Annotated in this window: 17 protein-coding genes and 1 tRNA gene; all 18 read right to left on the bottom strand. The window is 65.3% G+C overall.

Annotation, left to right across the window (positions count from 1 at the left end):
- Positions 1-5: 5 nt before the first annotated feature.
- Complete coding sequence (locus ACODTJ_RS01430) at positions 6-308, bottom strand: urease subunit gamma (protein ID WP_454658033.1); 303 nt, start codon at positions 306-308, stop codon at positions 6-8.
- Positions 309-316: 8 nt separating this feature from the next.
- On the bottom strand, positions 317-1153 hold the full coding sequence (locus ACODTJ_RS01425; protein WP_454658034.1) for an urease accessory protein UreD: 837 nt from the start codon (positions 1151-1153) through the stop codon (positions 317-319).
- A gap of 47 nt (positions 1154-1200) precedes the next feature.
- Positions 1201-1896: an urea ABC transporter ATP-binding subunit UrtE gene (urtE, locus tag ACODTJ_RS01420; protein ID WP_454658035.1), complete on the bottom strand. Its 696-nt coding sequence runs from the start codon at positions 1894-1896 to the stop codon at positions 1201-1203.
- A gap of 221 nt (positions 1897-2117) precedes the next feature.
- Positions 2118-2882, bottom strand: coding sequence for an urea ABC transporter ATP-binding protein UrtD (gene urtD / locus ACODTJ_RS01415; protein ID WP_454658036.1), 765 nt, complete (start codon positions 2880-2882; stop codon positions 2118-2120).
- Between the two features lie 5 nt (positions 2883-2887).
- Positions 2888-4027, bottom strand: a complete 1140-nt coding sequence (urtC, locus tag ACODTJ_RS01410; RefSeq protein ID WP_454658037.1) for an urea ABC transporter permease subunit UrtC — start codon at positions 4025-4027, stop codon at positions 2888-2890.
- Entirely contained in the window at positions 4024-5625 is a 1602-nt protein-coding gene (gene urtB / locus ACODTJ_RS01405; RefSeq protein ID WP_454658038.1) for an urea ABC transporter permease subunit UrtB, read from the bottom strand. The genes urtC and urtB overlap by 4 nt, the downstream gene beginning before the upstream one ends.
- A gap of 108 nt (positions 5626-5733) precedes the next feature.
- The gene (gene urtA, locus ACODTJ_RS01400) at positions 5734-7029 is read right to left on the bottom strand and encodes an urea ABC transporter substrate-binding protein (RefSeq protein WP_454658039.1); all 1296 of its coding nucleotides are present in this window, start codon (positions 7027-7029) and stop codon (positions 5734-5736) included.
- A gap of 464 nt (positions 7030-7493) precedes the next feature.
- Positions 7494-8057, bottom strand: coding sequence for a PRC-barrel domain-containing protein (locus ACODTJ_RS01395; protein ID WP_454658040.1), 564 nt, complete (start codon positions 8055-8057; stop codon positions 7494-7496).
- 131 nt (positions 8058-8188) lie between these two features.
- Positions 8189-8524, bottom strand: a complete 336-nt coding sequence (locus ACODTJ_RS01390) for a cytochrome C oxidase subunit IV family protein (RefSeq protein ID WP_454658041.1) — start codon at positions 8522-8524, stop codon at positions 8189-8191.
- A 7-nt stretch (positions 8525-8531) separates the two neighbouring features.
- On the bottom strand, positions 8532-9254 hold the full coding sequence (locus tag ACODTJ_RS01385) for a heme-copper oxidase subunit III family protein (RefSeq protein ID WP_454658042.1): 723 nt from the start codon (positions 9252-9254) through the stop codon (positions 8532-8534).
- 16 nt (positions 9255-9270) lie between these two features.
- Positions 9271-9993, bottom strand: coding sequence for a cytochrome c oxidase subunit 3 (locus ACODTJ_RS01380; protein WP_454658043.1), 723 nt, complete (start codon positions 9991-9993; stop codon positions 9271-9273).
- Entirely contained in the window at positions 9990-11765 is a 1776-nt protein-coding gene (locus ACODTJ_RS01375) for a cbb3-type cytochrome c oxidase subunit I (RefSeq protein WP_454658044.1), read from the bottom strand. Before ACODTJ_RS01375 ends, ACODTJ_RS01380 begins: the two co-directional genes overlap by 4 nt.
- A gap of 62 nt (positions 11766-11827) precedes the next feature.
- Entirely contained in the window at positions 11828-12643 is an 816-nt protein-coding gene (locus ACODTJ_RS01370) for a cytochrome c oxidase subunit II (protein WP_454658045.1), read from the bottom strand.
- A gap of 430 nt (positions 12644-13073) precedes the next feature.
- Positions 13074-13463 carry a c-type cytochrome gene (locus ACODTJ_RS01365; protein ID WP_488847442.1) on the bottom strand — a complete coding sequence of 130 codons (390 nt, stop codon included), beginning with the start codon at positions 13461-13463 and terminating at the stop codon, positions 13074-13076.
- 360 nt (positions 13464-13823) lie between these two features.
- Positions 13824-13899: transfer RNA gene (locus tag ACODTJ_RS01360), tRNA-Thr, on the bottom strand.
- A gap of 91 nt (positions 13900-13990) precedes the next feature.
- Positions 13991-14929, bottom strand: a complete 939-nt coding sequence (locus ACODTJ_RS01355; RefSeq protein WP_454658047.1) for a prephenate/arogenate dehydrogenase family protein — start codon at positions 14927-14929, stop codon at positions 13991-13993.
- 5 nt (positions 14930-14934) lie between these two features.
- Positions 14935-16035 (bottom strand): histidinol-phosphate transaminase, encoded by a 1101-nt coding sequence (gene hisC / locus ACODTJ_RS01350; protein ID WP_454659040.1) that lies wholly within the window; start codon positions 16033-16035, stop codon positions 14935-14937.
- A gap of 27 nt (positions 16036-16062) precedes the next feature.
- Entirely contained in the window at positions 16063-16896 is an 834-nt protein-coding gene (locus ACODTJ_RS01345; protein WP_454658048.1) for a chorismate mutase, read from the bottom strand.
- Between the last annotated feature and the right edge of the window lie 5 nt (positions 16897-16901).

The following is a 16901-nucleotide window of genomic DNA, read 5'->3' as shown; positions in this document are numbered from 1 at the left end:
CGGCTTCAACGGATGGGTTCGTGGACGGTGACGAGCTTGGTGCCGTCCGGAAAGGTGGCTTCGACCTGCACGTCGTGGATCATCTCGGCGATGCCCTCCATGACCTGCGCGCGGCTGACGACATGGGCGCCCGCCTCCATCAGATCGGCGACGCTGCGGCCATCGCGCGCGCCCTCGACGACGAAATCGGAGATCAGGGCGATGGCCTCGGGGTGGTTGAGCTTCACCCCGCGCTCGAGCCGGCGCCGGGCGACCATGGCCGCCATGGAGATCAGGAGCTTGTCCTTCTCGCGCGGTGTCAGGTTCATGAAAGCCTCTAGAGTTGCCAGACCTTGGGCAGCGGCCGGCCGCCCAGGAGAAGGGTGAGCAGCGGCTCCAGCCGTCGCCGGAGCGCGAGCCCGGTCTCCTCGACCAGACGTGCGAGAAACTTGCCGTTCCAGGCGCTGGCGCCGCCGTTGGGTCCAATGATGGATCGGGCCTGATCGAGAAAGCGCTCGGGCGCGGCTCCGGCAAACAACACCGTCGCCATGGCGCGGCAGCCGGCCATGGCGGGCTGCGGTGCGAGCCGGGCCGCGATATTGCCCCCGACGCGCAGATCGTCGGCAAAGAGCAGTCGGCCGTCGCGGCGAATGCGCCAGCGGTCGTGCAGATGGCCGCTATGCAAGGTCTCGCCCATCGCCTGCCGGCCGAAGAGCACGGCCTCGACGGCGACCAACTCGGCGGCATCGGCGAGATCGACATCGAGCGAACGGGACAGGCGCCCTCCGTCGAACAGGATGGTCTCTTGCGGCAGCCAGGCGAGCCGGGCGCCGGCTGCGAGCCGCAGGCGGTTGGTTACGGCGGCATCCGCCCCGGTCGAGCGGTAGATGCGTTCGCAGGCCTGAGTGGTGACGGCGGCCGCGGCGCCGGCAGCGAGGGTCACCTCGGCACCGAAGCGGTCTCCCCCGGTCAGCCCGCCCGCCGTGTTGATGATGATCGCCTGCGGATCGTCGGTTCCGAGCGGTCGCGGGAAGCGCAGCTTAGCGCAGCCCTCCTGGAACAGCCGATCGAGGCAGGTTTGGCCATCGCGCGAGCGGAAGCTCACGCTCGCCTGCCCATGGGCGCGCTGCATCCGCGCCGTCACGGAGTTCTGGAGATCGTCAATCGCCAGCATCGTCAGGGCCGCTTCGCATGCAGCAGGGTTTGCAGAAGACGCTGCATCTAGACCTGAATCAAGCGCTGAACCTGCGCCCCGTCGAGCTCGGCCATCGCACCGGACAGCACGACCTCGCCGCGATCCATCACGAACATCGTGTCGGCGAGATCGCAGGCGAAGTCGAAATACTGCTCGACCAGCACGATCGCCATGCCGCCCTTCTGGCGGAGATAGTCGATTGCGCGGCCGATATCCTTGATGATCGAGGGCTGGATACCCTCGGTCGGCTCGTCCAGCACCAGCAGCCTGGGTCGGGTGACCAGCGCCCGCGCAATCGCGAGTTGCTGCTGCTGGCCACCCGAGAGGTCTCCGCCGCGCCGGCCCAGCATGGTCTTCAGCACGGGGAACAGGTCGAAGAGCTCATCCGGGACGAAGCGCTCCTTGCGCTTCAGCGGCGCGAAGCCGGTCTCCAGATTCTCCTTCACCGTCAGCAGCGGGAATATCTCCCGCCCCTGCGGCACATAGGCGATGCCGGCCCGCGCGCGATCCTCGCTGCGCAGGACCGAGATGTCTTCTCCATCGAGGCGGATATGGCCGCCGGAAATCGGCTGATGGCCGACGATGGCGCGCATCAGCGAGGTCTTGCCGACGCCGTTGCGGCCCATCACGCAGGTGACCTTGCCGGTCTCGGCCGTGACGGAGACGCGGCGCAGCGCCTGGGCGGCACCGTAATGCAGGTTGATGGCGTCGACGGTCAGCATCGTGTCGCCTCCACCCTGATCTTGCAGGAAAAAGCGCGGGTCATCCCGGGCGGAGCGAAGCGCAGACCCAGGATCCATGCCGGAACCTTCATTGGCAACGCTCCGGCATGGATCCCGGATCGGCGCCGCGGAGCCTGTCCTTGGGCCGACCGAAGGTCGGACCCGAGGGCGGCTTGTCCGGGATGACGGAGGAGGAGCAAGGCGAGTGTTATGGTCATCCCTCACCGCCCCAGATAGACTTCGACGACGCGCTCATTGGCGCTGACATGGTCGAGCGGGCCTTCTGCCAGCACCGAACCCTCGTGCAGCACCGTGACCTTCACGCCGAGTTCGCGGATGAAGCCCATGTCGTGTTCGACGACGATCACCGAATGATCCCGTGCGATCTCCTTGAGCAGCACGGCCGTCTGCGCGGTCTCGCCGTCGGTCATGCCGGCGGCGGGCTCGTCGACGAGCAGGAGCCTGGGATCCTGGGCCAGCAGCATGCCTATCTCCAGCCACTGCTTCTGGCCATGCGAGAGCGAACCCGCAAGCCGATCCCGCCTGTCGGCGAGCTTCACGATGCCGAGGATGTCGTCGATGCGCTTCTGCTGCGGGCTTTCCGTCTTCCAGAACAGCGTCTTAGCCACCGTGCGCTTCGACTTCAGGGCTAGCAGGATGTTGTCCTCGATCGTGTGGCTGTCGAAGACGGTCGGCTTCTGGAACTTGCGGCCGATGCCGAGATTGGCGATCGCAGCCTCGTCGAGCTTGGTCAGGTCGACGGTGCCGCCGAACATCACCGTGCCGACGTCCGGCTTCGTCTTGCCGGTGATGATGTCCATCATCGTGGTCTTGCCGGCGCCGTTCGGGCCGATGATGGCGCGCATTTCGCCGGGCTCGATGGTGAGCGACAGGCCACGGATCGCCTTGAAGCCGTCGAAGGAAACGCTGACGCCGTCGAGATAGAGCAGCGAGGAGGTCAGCGCGCCGGGCACGGGAGCGTTCATCGCCTTCACTCCGCCGGGGCCGGCTCGGCGGCCGGCGTTGCATCGCGCTTGCGGCGGCGTGCCCACAAGGCCTCGGCCGTGCCCAGAATGCCCTTGGGCAGGAAGAGCGTGACGACGACGAAGAGCCCACCGAGCGCGAAGAGCCAGTACGGCGCCATGAAGCCGGAGGTGAACATCGTCTTCGCCCAGTTGACCACGACGGCGCCGAGCGCCGCGCCGACCAGCGTGCCGCGCCCGCCGACAGCGACCCAGATCACGGTCTCGATCGAGTTGGCCGGAGCGAATTCGCTGGGATTGATGATCCCGACCTGCGGCACGTAAAGCGCGCCGGCCACGCCCGCCATGCAGGCCGAGACGGTGAAGACGAAGAGCTTGAAGCGGTCGACCCGGTAGCCGAGGAAGCGCGTGCGGGATTCCGCGTCGCGGATCGCGATCACGACCTTGCCGAGCTTCGAGACGACGATGCCGCGCGCGATCAGGAAACCGGCCGCCAGCATGACGCAGGTCATGGCAAACAGAGCAGCGCGTGTCGTCTGGGCCTGGACGTTGAAGCCGAGGATGTCCTTGAAATCAGTCAGGCCGTTATTGCCCCCGAAGCCCATGTCGTTGCGGAAGAAGGCGAGCAGCAGCGCATAGGTCAGCGCCTGCGTGATGATCGAGAGATAGACGCCGGTGACGCGCGAGCGGAAGGCGAACCAGCCGAAGACGAAGGCGAGCAGGCCGGGCACCGCCAGCACCATCAGCATGGCGAAGGGGAAGGATGAGAAGCCCCACCAGTACCAGGGCAGTTCCTGCCAGTTCAGGAAGACCATGAAGTCCGGCAGGATCGGATTGCCATAGACGCCGCGCGAGCCGATCTGGCGCATCAGATAGAGGCCCATGGCGTAGCCGCCGAGAGCGAAGAAGGCGCCATGGCCAAGGCTCAGAATGCCGCAATAGCCCCAGACGAGATCGAGCGAGACCGCCAGCAGCGCGTAGCAGAGATATTTGCCCCAGAGCGACATGGTCGAGGTCGGGACATGGAAGGGCGAGGATGCCGGCAGGAGCAGGTTCGACAGCGGCACCAGCACGGCCAGGCCCAGCAGGATCGCGAGGAAGATACCGCCCCGCCGGTCCATGTTCTGGAGGAGGAAGCGGGTGATCATGCTTCCACCGCCCGGCCCTTGAGCGCGAACAGACCGCGCGGGCGCTTCTGGATGAAGAGGATGATGCAGACGAGCAGCGCGATCTTGCCGAGCACCGCGCCGGCATAGGGTTCGAGCAGCTTGTTGGCGACGCCGAGCGTCATGGCGCCGACCAGCGTGCCCCAGAGATTGCCGACTCCGCCGAAGACCACGACCATGAAGCTATCGATGATGTAGCTCTGGCCGAGATTGGGGCTGACATTGTCGATCTGCGAGAGCGCGACGCCGGCCAGTCCCGCGACGCCCGAACCCAGCCCGAAGGTCAGCGCATCGATACGGCCGGTGCGGATGCCCATCGCCGAGGCCATGCGCCGGTTCTGGGTGACGGCCCGCATCTGCAGGCCCATCGGCGTCAGCTTCAAAATGGCGAGCAGGGTCGCGAAGACCAGCGCGGCAAAGACGATGATCCAGAGCCGGTTATAGGTGATCGCCAGGCCGCCGAGTTCGAAGGCGGCCGACATGAAGGAGGGTGCGCCGACCTCGCGATTGGTCGGGCCGAAGGCGGTGCGCACCGCCTGCTGCAGGATCAGGCTGATGCCCCAGGTCGCGAGCAGCGTCTCCAGCGGACGGCCATAGAGGAAGCGGATGACGCCGCGCTCGATGGCGATGCCGACCGCCCCGGCAACGATGAAGGCGGCCGGCAGCGCAATCGCCAGCGACCAGTCGAACAGCCAGGGCGCATTGGAGCGGATCACCTCCTGCACCACGAAGGTGGTGTAGGCGCCGAGCATGACCATCTCGCCATGGGCCATGTTGATGACGCCCATGACGCCGAAGGTGATGGCGAGGCCGATAGCGGCGAGCAGCAACACCGAGCCAAGCGAGAGCCCGTACCAGAGGTTCTGAGCGGCGGCCCAGAGCTTCAAACGGCCTTCGATGGCGGTGATCGCCTTGGCCTGCGCTTCCTTGAGGGCCGGCGTCGCATCGCCAGGCAAGGCACGCAAAGTCGCGAGGGCGTCCTGATCGCCCCGCTCGCGCAGAACCTCGATCGCGGCGTGCCGATCAAGGGGCTGCGTGTCCGGCTTGGCGATCAGGATTGCGGCCTGGGCCTGGCGCAGAGCGGCAAGCGCACGGGGGGTGGTTTCCTTGCCGATGGCCGCCTCGACGATCGGCAGCAGGCCCGCATCGCGGGATTTGAAGACCGCTTCCGCCGCAGCCGCGCGCTTCGCCGGATCGGGATTGAGCAGGCCGAGACCGCCGAGCGCGGCCTGTGCCGCGCGACGGACGGCATTATTCAGGCGAACGGGCTTCACATCGGCAGGAGCGGCTGCGAGTGCAGCGCCCGTCTTCGCATCGACGAAGCTACCTGCCGCCGTCTTGACTGCAACACCGCCGGGACCGGCGAGCAGGCGCCCGTCGCTCAAGGCTTCGACGATCAGCGCGGCATTGGGGTGAGCGGTCGAGACCAGTATCTCGATGGCGCGGGACGTGTCGGAATAGCTGTCTGCCGCCAGCCGCGTGAAGGCTTCGTCTGCGGTCTGCGCGATCGACGCGAACGAGGCGGCGACCAGCGCGACGAGAATGACGAGCGCATGCTTCAGGCGGTGGAAGATCGGCATCGATCCGGTTCACTTGTCGGCTGGTGATTGCCTGGAAAAGCCGCGCCGCGTAGCGGCGAATGAAGGGCGGCCGGGATGTTTCCCGTGCCGCCCCTCCCCCTCATGACCTCAGACGGCGCCGCACTTGCCGGTCTTGACGTTGAAATTGCCGCATTTCTTCTCGACCCAGTCGCCGACGAGATCCTTCGAGCCGTCGAGCTCCTTCGACCAGGCATCTCCGGGAACGAGGCCCGCGGTCTTCCAGACCACGTCGAACTGGCCGTCGTCCTTGATCTCGCCGATGAAGACCGGCTTGGTGATGTGGTGGTTCGGGAGCATCTTCGAGATGCCGCCGGTGAGGTTCGGCGCCTCGATGCCGGGCAGCGCGTCGATGACCTTGTCGGGATCGACGGTCCCGGCCTTCTGAACCGCCTTCACCCACATGGCGAAGCCGACGACATGGGCTTCCATCGGGTCGTTGGTGACGCGCTTCGGGTTCTTGGTGAAGGCCTGCCACTGCTTGATGAAAGCCTCGTTCTCCGGCGTCTTGATCGACTGGAAGTAGTTCCAGGCGGCGAGATGGCCAACGAGCGGCTTGGTGTCGATGCCGGCAAGCTCCTCCTCGCCGACCGAGAAGGCGACGACCGGGATGTCGGTCGCCTTGATGCCCTGGTTGCCGAGTTCCTTGTAGAACGGCACGTTGGCGTCGCCGTTGATGGTCGAGACCACGGCGGTCTTCTTGCCGGCCGAGCCGAACTTCTTGATGTCGGAGACGATGGTCTGCCAGTCGGAATGACCGAAGGGCGTGTAGTTGATCATGATGTCCTCGGGCTTCACGCCCTTGGACTTCAGATACGCCTCGAGAATCTTGTTGGTCGTGCGCGGATAGACATAGTCCGTGCCGGCCAGCACCCAGCGCTCGACCTTCTCTTCCTTGGCGAGATAGTCGACGGCGGGGATCGCCTGCTGGTTCGGCGCCGCGCCCGTATAGAAGACGTTGCGCTCGCTTTCCTCGCCCTCGTACTGGACGGGGTAGAACAGGATGTTGTTGAGCTCCTTGAAGACCGGCAGCACCGACTTGCGCGACACCGAGGTCCAGCAGCCGAAGGTGGCCGCGACCTTGTCCTTGGTGATCAGCTCGCGCGCCTTCTCGGCGAAGAGCGGCCAGTTCGAGGCGGGATCGACGACGACGGCCTCGAGCTTCTTGCCGAGCAGGCCGCCCTTCTTGTTCTGCTCCTCGATGAGCATGAGCATGACGTCCTTCAGCGTCGTCTCGGAGATCGCCATCGTGCCCGAGAGCGAGTGAAGGATGCCGACCTTGATGGTGTCCTGCTGCGCCACCGCCGGCAGGCGGGAGGAGCCGAGGAAAGCGGCACCGGCCAGAGCGGTGCCGAGGAATTCACGACGGTTGCTGTTCACGGCCATCTCCCGAAGGATTGTTGTTGACGGCGCCCCTCGACGCCGACGGACCGTGCGGCCCATGTCCCCAAGCTTCGCAAGCGGTGTGCCAACCCATGTGGCAGCGCCCGTTTGCGGGGTCTGGTGGCCCTTTTCGAGGGGTACAAGGAGCAATCAAGTGCTCAACGATAGCGCCGCCCCGCCATGTCGGCCCGGAAACGCCTATTTCCTGAGCACGGGGCGCCAGAAGAGTAAAATTGGCGTCATTCTAGGCAGGCGCTTTGAGATTCGCGGAGCAGCGAAGCCGGTCTTTGAACGGTAACAGCGCAAATCCTGATCAAGCCGAACAAAAAGCCGCCCTTTCGGGGCGCCTGCGACTGTCACTGAAAACCGGAACGGTGCCGCAACCAGACGGCGAATGCGCGCCCGGAATCGGAGATTAGGGTTATAGCGAGACCTCCGAAGGCAGCCTCGGACCGGGTTCGGATTGGTCAGTTGCGAACCTCGTTCCAGTAGTCGCTCATTTCCTGCTGACTCTTCCGGTCCGGCAAAACGCCTTTGTCCCCGTAGAGGCTCGCGGCGCCCCGGATCTGGGCCTCGGTGAGGTCGGTGCGATAACCCTCCAGCTCCTTGTCGTAGGTGAGCTTGTCCCATGGGATCGTAACGTGGTGGCTGCCGATGCCAAGAAAGCCCCCGAATGTCACGTCGACGAAGACGACACGGCCACTGACCTTCTCGATCAACAGCCGCTTGATGGTGCCGATCTGATCATATTTGAGGTCAAATACGGCAGTCCCTTCGACACGATCACTTTCGATGATCAGATGCGGCGCAGCCGGTCGCTCGGCGGGCCCCCAGAGATAAAAGCCGTTCTCGAGGATGCCGGCCGCCACGACCGCCCTGCTGACGGGGATGGCCCACTCCTCATTGGGCTGGATCTCTCGCACGAGAGTCCACGGCCCAAGACCCGTAGGCAATCTGCCGCCAGTACGCTCCTCGGCGAAGGCGCGCAGGTCAGGGGAGTTCGCGGCCTGGAACAAGCAGTAGGTTCTCATCAGTGCCTCCCTTTGCCGGATCGAAGCCTGCGGCCTGCCGTTCATGGGGCCGGCCCTGTCGCGCAAGCCATTGCCTCCTCGCCCCCCAAAACGCCGGCACGCTCAGCGGTCGGGAGCCCCCGGATCGCCCGTCATGAACCGGCCGCGAAGTAGAAGACCCGGGTGAACAGCGTGTGCTCCGACTCGAAGACCATGATCCCGGCGAAAACCAAGAGCACCAGCGGCGGGACGAGGATCGCATAGGTCAGCGCCAGCCGCTCCCAGGCCATGTGCATGAAGACTGCGACGATCAGGCCTGCTTTCAGCATCATGAAGGTCAGGATCAGCGACCAGCGCAGGTAGCCGACAAGGCCGAAATAATCGACCAGGTAGGAGCAGGCGCTGAGGACGAACAGCCAGCCCCAGACGACAAGATAGAGCCTGATCGGATACTGCCGAGCCTCGGTATGAGCTTCTGCCTGTGCCATGGCGACCTCACCAGAGATAGAACAGCGCGAAGATGAAGACCCAGACGAGATCGACGAAATGCCAGTAGAGCCCGGCAATCTCGACGATCTCGTAATGCCCCCTGCGGCTGGTGAAGAAGCCGCGCCGGCCATCGTCGAAATCGCCGCGCCAGACCTTGCGGGCGATGATGAGCAGGAAGATCACGCCGATCGTGACATGAGTGCCGTGGAAGCCGGTGATCATGAAGAAGCTCGCGCCGAACTGCTCCGCGCCCCAGGGGTTGCCCCAGGGCCGGACGCCTTCCGAGATCAGCTTGGACCATTCGAAGGCCTGCATGCCGACGAAGGCGGCGCCCAGCAGGGCGGTCAGCAGCATCAGGATCGCCGTCGTCCGGCGGTCGCGCCGGTAGCCGAAATGGACCGCCATCGCCATCGTGCCGCTGCTGCTGATCAGGACGAAGGTCATGATCGCGATTAGCAGGAGTGGGAAATGGTGACCGGCGACCTCGAGCGCAAAGACCTCGCTGGGGTTGGGCCAGACTATGGTCGTCGACATCCGCGCGGTCATGTAGGAGATCAGGAAGGTCGCGAAGACGAAGGTGTCGCTGAGCAGGAAGACCCACATCATGGCCTTCCCCCAGGAGATGTCCTTGAAGGCCCGCCGGTCGGACGACCAGTCCGAGACGAGGCCGGGCAGGCCGGCGGAGGCGGCGGCCTCTTTATGCGCGGCGTAGGGCAAAACCTCGTTCATCGCTCGCAACCTCGCTCTAAGTCAGCAGCCCCCGGCAGATCGCGATCAGCTCGTCCGTCCAGCGCATCATCACGGCAAACAGCACGAGCCAGACCGCGAGCATGAAATGCCAATAGGTGGCGCAGAGCTCGACACCGAGCCGCAAGGCGCCGATCGCCTGTGGCGTGCTGCCCAACGGAACGACGAAGGCTCTCGTCGTGACGCGGCAGAGCGCGACCAGTCCGCCCAGCATGTGCAGGCCATGGATCGCAGTGACCAGGCAGAAGAAGGCGCCCGCCGGGTTCGAGGCGGCGAAGTAGCCGGCATCGGCAAGCTCGCACCAGGCCAACAGCTGGCCGGCGAGAAAGGCCAGCGCCGATACGCCCGCCGCGAGCAGGCCGGAGCGAATGCCGTCGAGTTCGCCGCGACGTGCGGCTGCAACCGTGGCCTGCAGCGCGAGGCTGCTCAGCATCAGCAACCCCGTGCTGAACCAGAGCACGATCGGCATCGGCAGCATGCGCCAATCGGCCATGCCCATCCGCATGAAATAGGCGCTGACCAGCAGCGCGAAAAGCGAGCCGGCCACAGCGAGGAAGGCGGCGAGGCCGAGCTTGGCGATGGGGCGCTGCGCCGGGGCGTGCCAGTCCGCCGCCTGCGGGATGCCCACTTCCAGCCAGGGCTTCGCGGCGAGCCCCTGGTGCAGGAGCCACCAGCCGGCAAAGCCCGCCAGGACGACCATGAAGGCGACGATCACGATCATGGCCGCGCCCCCTCTGTCACGCCGGGCTCGGGCGGCTGGTTCTGCGGCAGGAAATCCTGCGCCGCGCCGGGCACGCTGTAGTCATAGGCCCAGCGGTAGACCACCGGCAGCTCCTTGCCCCAGTTGCCATGGGCGGGCGGCGTCTGCGGCGTCTGCCATTCCAGCGTCGTCGCGCGCCAGGGATTGCCGCCGGAGGACTCGCCGCGCCTCAGGCTCCAGAACAGGTTGAACAGGAAGACGAGCTGCGCCGCGCCGACGATCAGCGCGACCACCGTGATGAAGATATTGAGGTCCACGGTCGACGGCGGCACGAAGCTCATCGCGCCCATCTCGTAATAGCGCCGGGGCACCCCCATCAGCCCAATATAGTGCATCGGAAAGAAGATCGCGTAGGCGCCGAGGAAGGTGATCCAGAAGTGCAGCTTGCCGAGCGCCGTGTTGAGCATGCGGCCGGTGATCTTCGGATACCAGTGATAGATCGCGCCGAAGACGACGAGGATCGGCGCGACCCCCATCACCATGTGAAAATGCGCGACGACGAACATGGTGTCGGAGAGCGGCACGTCGACCACGACATTGCCGAGGAAGAGCCCGGTCAACCCGCCATTGACGAAGGTGACGATGAAGCCGAGCGCGAACAGCATCGGCGGCGTCAGGTGGATATCGCCGCGCCAGAGCGTCAGGATCCAGTTGTAGACCTTGATCGCGGTGGGGATGGCGATGATCAGCGTCGTCGTGGCGAAGAAGAACCCGAAGGCCGGGTGCATGCCGCTGACATACATGTGGTGCGCCCAGACCACGAAGCTCAGCGCCCCGATCGCGACCAGCGCCCAGACCATCATGCGATAGCCGAAGATGTTCTTGCGGGCGTGGGTGCTGATCAGGTCGGAGACGATACCGAAGGCCGGCAGCGCGACGATGTAGACCTCCGGATGGCCGAAGAACCAGAACAGGTGCTGGAACAGGATCGGGCTGCCGCCACGATAGGCCAGCCGCTCGCCCATCGCGATGATCGAGGGCATGAAAAAGCTCGTGCCGATCAGCCGGTCGAGCGTCATCATCACCGCGCCGACGAACAGCGCCGGGAAGGCGAGCAGCGCCATCACCGTCGCCGTGAAGATGCCCCAGATCGTCAGCGGCATCCGCATCAAGGTCATGCCCCTGCAGCGCCCCTGCAGCACGGTCACGACATAGTTCAGCCCGCCCATGGTGAAGCCGATGATGAAGAGCATCAGCGAGGCCAGCATGATGACGATGCCCCATTGCTGGCCGGGCGTGCTGGCGAGGATCGCCTGGGGCGGGTAGAGCGTCCAGCCCGCGCCGGTCGGCCCGCCCGGAACGAAGAAACCGGCGACCAGGACCATGACCGCGAGGAAATAGATCCAGAAGCTCAGCATGTTCACATAGGGAAAGACCATGTCCCGCGCGCCGAGCATCAGCGGGATCAGGTAGTTGCCGAAGCCGCCGAGGAAGAGCGCGGTCAGCAGATAGATCACCATGATCATCCCGTGCATGGTGATGAGCTGATAGTAGCGCTCGGCGTCGATGAAGCTCAGCAGGCCGGGGAAGGCGAGCTGCATCCGCATCAGCCAGGACAGCACGAGCGCGACCAGCCCAATTGCCAGCGCCGTCAGCGCATACTGGATAGCGATGACCTTGGCGTCCTGCGAGAAGACGTATTTCGTGATCCAGCTCCTCGGGTGATAGAGCTCGACATCGTCGTGCTCCGCCACCGGAGCCGGGCCTGCCACGCCATGCGCCACATCCGCCATCAGGGCATCCTTCCGCTCCTCGTCGGATCGGGCGGCCCGTTGAGGGCCGATCCCGCCCCTTCCTAATTCCTCGCCTGCGCCCTGGACGGCGCCTGCAGTTGGGCGAAGGTTTTCTGTTGCTGCAGCCAGGCCTGGTAGTTGCTGCCCGGCTCGACCACGACGCCGCCGCGCATGAAGGCGTGGCCGGTGCTGCAGAGCTCGGCGCAAAGCGCTTCGAACGTGCCGGTGCGGGTCGGGGTCAGCCAGTAATAGGTGACGACGCCCGGGATCATGTCCATCTTGGCGCGGAACTCCGGCACGTAGAAATTGTGCAGCACGTCGAGCGAGCGCAGCAGGAGCTTCACCGGCTTGCCGAGCGGGAGATGGAGCTGATCGCCCTGAATGATGACGTCGTCCTGCCCGTACGGATCGTTCGGGGCAAGGCCGAGCGGATTCTCCGGGGTGACATGGGCGGCGTCGGTCGCGCCGAGCCGGCCATCGGCCCCCGGCAGACGGTAGCTCCATTGCCATTGCTGACCGACGATCTCGACGGTCGCGGCATCGCCGGGCACCGTCACGAACTGCTTCCAGACGACGAGGCCGGGTGCGAGCATTGCCGCGACGCCGATACCGGTGCCGATCGCGAGCCACCATTCCAGCCGCTTGTTCTCGGGTTCGTAGGCGGCGCGGTTGCCCTCACGATGGCGGAACCGGAGCACGCAATAGGCCATGAACAGCACGACGGCCGCGAAGACGACGCCGGTGATCCAGAACGTGACGATGATGGTGTCGTCGATGTAGCGCCAGTTGGAGGCGATCGGCGTCCACCACCACGGACTCAGGAAGTGGAAGGCGACCGAGCCGATCACGACGAGAACCAAGACGATTGCGATGCCCATCCCTCTTTCCTCCTGGCGAGGGCAGCGTGAACAGGAACCAAGCCATGTCGCGGCGCATGGCATGCGTCATGCGCTACGTGGACGAACTCCCTTTCGGCATGGGAACAGTGTCGCGGCCCGCGATGGATCGGGCCCCAGCTCAAAACGAACGCGGCTGAAGGCATCGCTTGCGGCACATGACCGCTGCGGGGCGCGGGCTCGGGCGAGCGCGCCTTCGGGCTGCAAGTTTTGCTTCCTGTTCGCCATCGCCGAACCCTGGGTTCGCCTGGACGACCACACGTCGAATCTGATGCAAAAGCTTTCAGCCGGGCTGCAGGAACTTCAAGCCTTCAGCCCTTCGCATCATGTTGTCATCCTGCTCGCGGGAGTTGTCAATCGATCCCGCATCGCAGGCCATCGCCGGAACAGCTGCATTCGAACGCCGACCCGGTTATTTTTTCTTTCCGTCTGCATCAAACTGCTTGAGGAAGGCGACGATGTCGTCGATCTCCTGCTCGACCTTGAGGCCTGGAAACACCATCTTGGTGTTCGGGATCTTTACCTGCGGCGCCTTGATGTAGTCCCTGAAGGTGAGCTCATCCCACAGGATGCCAGAGTTCTTGTTAGCGGCTGAATAGCTGTAGCCCTCGATCGATCCCGCCGGCCGGCCGATAAGGCCGTTCAGTTTCGGCCCCACCGCGTTCTTGGCCGCCTCCGCAATCTGGTGGCAGGCGCGGCACCTCTGGAAAATCTTCTCACCGGCAGCAGGATCGCCGACCGCTTGGGCCGGGTGGGACAGAGCCGCAAACATCAACGAGGCCATCAAGGTCCAGCGCAGCATCGAAGGCTCTCCTTCGAATTTGGATGCGACCCGATCCGACAGTCCACGGCCGAGCCGCACAGACTTTCACGATATTCTTACACCATTGCCGGTCTTGCTCCAATCCGGGGCGATCTTCCGGGAAGACCTGAAGCTCCGAGTCGGAGTTGCCCCGTTTCCGTGAACTGTTCATGGCTGGGGCGGATCAGAGCAGCCCGCGACGCCTCCTTTCGTATTCGATGAGCGAGAGGCAGCCCAATGTCGAATGGCGGCGTGACGGGTCGTAAAAGCTCGATGAAGTGAAAGACGGCCGTCCGCGCCTCGCTGCGGGCGGCGTCAGATCGAAACTAGCGAGGAGAATCAACAACCAAAGCGGTTGGATGGTGCCGCTTGAGGGATTCGAACCCCCGACCCCCTCATTACGAATGAGGTGCTCTACCAGCTGAGCTAAAGCGGCAACGGGTGGCGCTGTACCAGCAGGCGGATGGCTTGGCAAGCCAAACTCACCGTCATGCACACCGTCTCGACGCGGCTGCACACGGCAGCCGTCAATCCTTGCGCAGCTTCTCCGTCTCCGGCTTCTCCTGCCCGAGCGCGACGATGCCGCGGCGGATGGCGCGGGTGCGAGTGAAGTGCTTGTGCAGGGTCTCGCCGTCGCCATAGCGGATGGCACGGGTCAATAGGGCGAGATCCTCGTTGAAGCGGCCGAGCATCTCCAGCACCGCTTCCTTGTTGTGCAGGAAGACGTCGCGCCACATCGTCGGGTCCGACGCCGCGATACGGGTGAAATCGCGGAAGCCGCCGGCCGAGAACTTGATCACCTCGGACTGCGTCACCGCCTCCAGGTCTTCGGCCGTGCCGACGATGTTGTAGGCGATGAGATGCGGCAGATGGCTGGTGACCGCGAGCACGAGATCATGATGCTGCGCGCTCATCACCTCGACCAGCGCGCCCATCCCCTCCCAGAACTGGCGCGTCCTGGCGATGGCTGTCGCATCCGTCCCTTCGGGCGGGGTCAGGATGCACCAGCGGTTGAGGAAGAGGCTCGGGAAGCCGGCATCGGGGCCGGAATTCTCCGTGCCCGCGACCGGGTGAGCCGGCACGAAGGCGACGCCCTCGGGCAGATGGGGCAGGACGGCGTCCACGACCGAGCCCTTGACCGAACCGACATCGGAGACGATCGCGCCCTGCTTCAGCTCGCTAGCAATCTCGGCCGCGACAGGGCCGCAGGCGCCGACAGGAACGCAGAGGATGATGTGGTCGGCATCGACAGCCGCTTCCGCCGCCGTCTCCGCAACGGCATGGCCGAGACCCAGCTCGCGCGCCCGCCTGCGGACGGCTTCGTCGCGATCGGCCAGCACGATCGTACCGGCGAGGTTCAGCTCCTTCGCCGCGCGCGCGATCGAGGAGCCGATCAGCCCGATGCCGATAATGGCGAGACGGGCGAAGACCGGCTCGGAGCGGCGCGGCGCGAAGCTTTCCGCCATCTCGGTCACGCCTTGAGAAAGTCGGCGAGCGCGGCGACGACGAGGCGGTTCGCCTCCTCGGAGCCGATGGTCATGCGCAGCGCGTCCGGCAGGCCATAGCCGCCGACGGCGCGCAGGATGAGGCCGCGCTGGGTCAGGAAGGCGTCGGCCTCCTTGGCGGTCTTGCCGGCCGTCTTGGTGAAGTGGATCAGCACGAAATTGCCTACCGAGGGCGTCACGGTCAGGCCGAGCTTCTCCAGCTCCGTCGTGGTCCAGGCGAGCCATTTCTCGTTGTGCTCGAGCGCGGCAGCAACGTGCGCCTCGTCGGTAACGGCGGCGGCGCCGGCCTCGATCGCAGCGCCGTTGACGTTGAAGGGCCCGCGGATGCGTTCGAGCGCATCGATGATATGGGCCGGCGCATACATCCAGCCGATGCGCAGATTGGCGAGGCCGTAGATCTTCGAGAAAGTGCGGGTCATCACGACATTCTCGCTCTCGGCAACGAGCTCGATGCCGGAGGCGTAGTCGTTGCGGCGGACATATTCGGCATAGGCCGCATCGAGGACGAGCAGGACATGCGGCGGCAGGCCGGCCTGCAGGCGCTTGACCTCGTCGAAGGGCAGATAGGTGCCGGTCGGGTTGTTGGGATTGGCGAGGAAGACGATCTTGGTCTTCGGCGTCACCGCCGCCAGGATGCCGTCGACATCGGCGGTGTAGTTCTTCTCGGGCACGATGACCGGCTTGCCGCCCATGGCGAGGATGGCGATGCGGTAAACCAGGAAGCCGTACTGGCTGTAGATGCCCTCGTCGCCCGCGCCGAGATAGGCTTTGGTGACGAGCTCCAGCAGCTCATCCGAGCCGTTGCCGCAGATGATCCGCGCCGGATCCAGACCGTAGCGACCGGCGATCGCCTGCTTGAGCTTGGTCGACGTGCCGTCCGGATAGAGCTCCAGCTTGGCGGCGAGGCCTTCGAAGGCGGCGATGGCCTTGGGGCTCGGGCCGAGCGGGGTTTCGTTGGAGGAAAGCTTGTGCAGCTTCACGCCGGCGGGCGCGGCGGATTTGCCGGGGACATAGGCCTCGATATCGAGGACGCCGGGACGCGGGACGGGACGGGTCGCCATGACGATTGACCTTGCAGCAGGAAGCCAGCCCGTTCAGCGGGCGGATTTGACGGAGAAGCGGGCGGCGTGACTGCCGACCTCGGCGAAGTCGCTGAGGCCTGCCGGCACGAGCGCCTGGCGGATCGCGGCCTGGTCGACCTCGCCGGAAGCCGCGACCAGAAGCGAGAGATGCGAGCCGTCGGCGGCGGAAGCCGAGACCTCAGCCAGATGCTCGGCGAGGCCGTGTCGCAGGTTCTCGGACCAGCGCTCGACGCGGGCGGCATAGAGCACGATCTCGCGCACGGCGGCATCCGCCAGAGGCTTGGCGATGCAATAGACCGGGGTTCCCGCGGGATGGTTCGGCCGTTCGACGAAGGGCAGCCGCGCGATGATCTTGGGGGCATCCGCCCCGATCAGGTCGCGCCACCAGATGCCGGCGCTGGCGCCCTGGTCCATGCGGAAGATGCCGAGATCGCCGGCCGACTCCGCCACCGCGTGGATGACCGAGCGCGCATCCTCATGCGGAATGTAGGGCACAGTGAAACCGAAATGGAAGCGGGCGGAATCGCGCATCGCCGGGTCGCCGCCGGAGGTGTCGGCGTGAACCGAGTAGTTCGCCTGCACATAGGTGAAGGTCGCGATGATGATGCGCCAGACGCTCTCGACCGTGTCGAGCGGCAGCAGGCCCTTATGGCTGAGCGCGAGCCGCTTCATGATATCGGCCTCGCGGCCGGGGCGGAAGGCGGAGCCGGAGGCCTGCGTCTTCTTGATCGAGATCAGCGTCTCGATAATCTGCGAACGCTCCATCAGGAGCGCGTGCATCTCGCTGTCGATGCGATCGATCCCGGCGCGCAGGTCGGCGAGGGTGGTCGGGGCGGCTTCGGTCATGGGCA

The organism is Allobosea sp. FG18, from assembly GCF_057809495.1.
This window is presented reverse-complemented; position numbering and strand designations above follow the sequence as displayed.

What these genes read in the sequence shown, in the direction of transcription:
- urtD (WP_454658036.1), bottom strand. Translation starts at nt 2,882, where the DNA reads ATGAACGCTCCCGTGCCCGGCGCGCTGACCTCCTCGCTGCTCTATCTC.
- ACODTJ_RS01375 (WP_454658044.1), bottom strand. Translation starts at nt 11,765, where the DNA reads ATGGCGGATGTGGCGCATGGCGTGGCAGGCCCGGCTCCGGTGGCGGAG.
- ACODTJ_RS01355 (WP_454658047.1), bottom strand. Translation starts at nt 14,929, where the DNA reads ATGGCGGAAAGCTTCGCGCCGCGCCGCTCCGAGCCGGTCTTCGCCCGT.
- ACODTJ_RS01365 (WP_488847442.1), bottom strand. Translation starts at nt 13,463, where the DNA reads ATGCTGCGCTGGACCTTGATGGCCTCGTTGATGTTTGCGGCTCTGTCC.
- urtB (WP_454658038.1), bottom strand. Translation starts at nt 5,625, where the DNA reads ATGCCGATCTTCCACCGCCTGAAGCATGCGCTCGTCATTCTCGTCGCG.
- ACODTJ_RS01345 (WP_454658048.1), bottom strand. Translation starts at nt 16,896, where the DNA reads ATGACCGAAGCCGCCCCGACCACCCTCGCCGACCTGCGCGCCGGGATC.
- ACODTJ_RS01380 (WP_454658043.1), bottom strand. Translation starts at nt 9,993, where the DNA reads ATGATCGTGATCGTCGCCTTCATGGTCGTCCTGGCGGGCTTTGCCGGC.
- ACODTJ_RS01425 (WP_454658034.1), bottom strand. Translation starts at nt 1,153, where the DNA reads ATGCTGGCGATTGACGATCTCCAGAACTCCGTGACGGCGCGGATGCAG.
- ACODTJ_RS01395 (WP_454658040.1), bottom strand. Translation starts at nt 8,057, where the DNA reads ATGAGAACCTACTGCTTGTTCCAGGCCGCGAACTCCCCTGACCTGCGC.
- ACODTJ_RS01385 (WP_454658042.1), bottom strand. Translation starts at nt 9,254, where the DNA reads ATGAACGAGGTTTTGCCCTACGCCGCGCATAAAGAGGCCGCCGCCTCC.
- urtA (WP_454658039.1), bottom strand. Translation starts at nt 7,029, where the DNA reads ATGGCCGTGAACAGCAACCGTCGTGAATTCCTCGGCACCGCTCTGGCC.
- urtC (WP_454658037.1), bottom strand. Translation starts at nt 4,027, where the DNA reads ATGATCACCCGCTTCCTCCTCCAGAACATGGACCGGCGGGGCGGTATC.
- ACODTJ_RS01370 (WP_454658045.1), bottom strand. Translation starts at nt 12,643, where the DNA reads ATGGGCATCGCAATCGTCTTGGTTCTCGTCGTGATCGGCTCGGTCGCC.
- urtE (WP_454658035.1), bottom strand. Translation starts at nt 1,896, where the DNA reads ATGCTGACCGTCGACGCCATCAACCTGCATTACGGTGCCGCCCAGGCG.
- ACODTJ_RS01390 (WP_454658041.1), bottom strand. Translation starts at nt 8,524, where the DNA reads ATGGCACAGGCAGAAGCTCATACCGAGGCTCGGCAGTATCCGATCAGG.
- ACODTJ_RS01430 (WP_454658033.1), bottom strand. Translation starts at nt 308, where the DNA reads ATGAACCTGACACCGCGCGAGAAGGACAAGCTCCTGATCTCCATGGCG.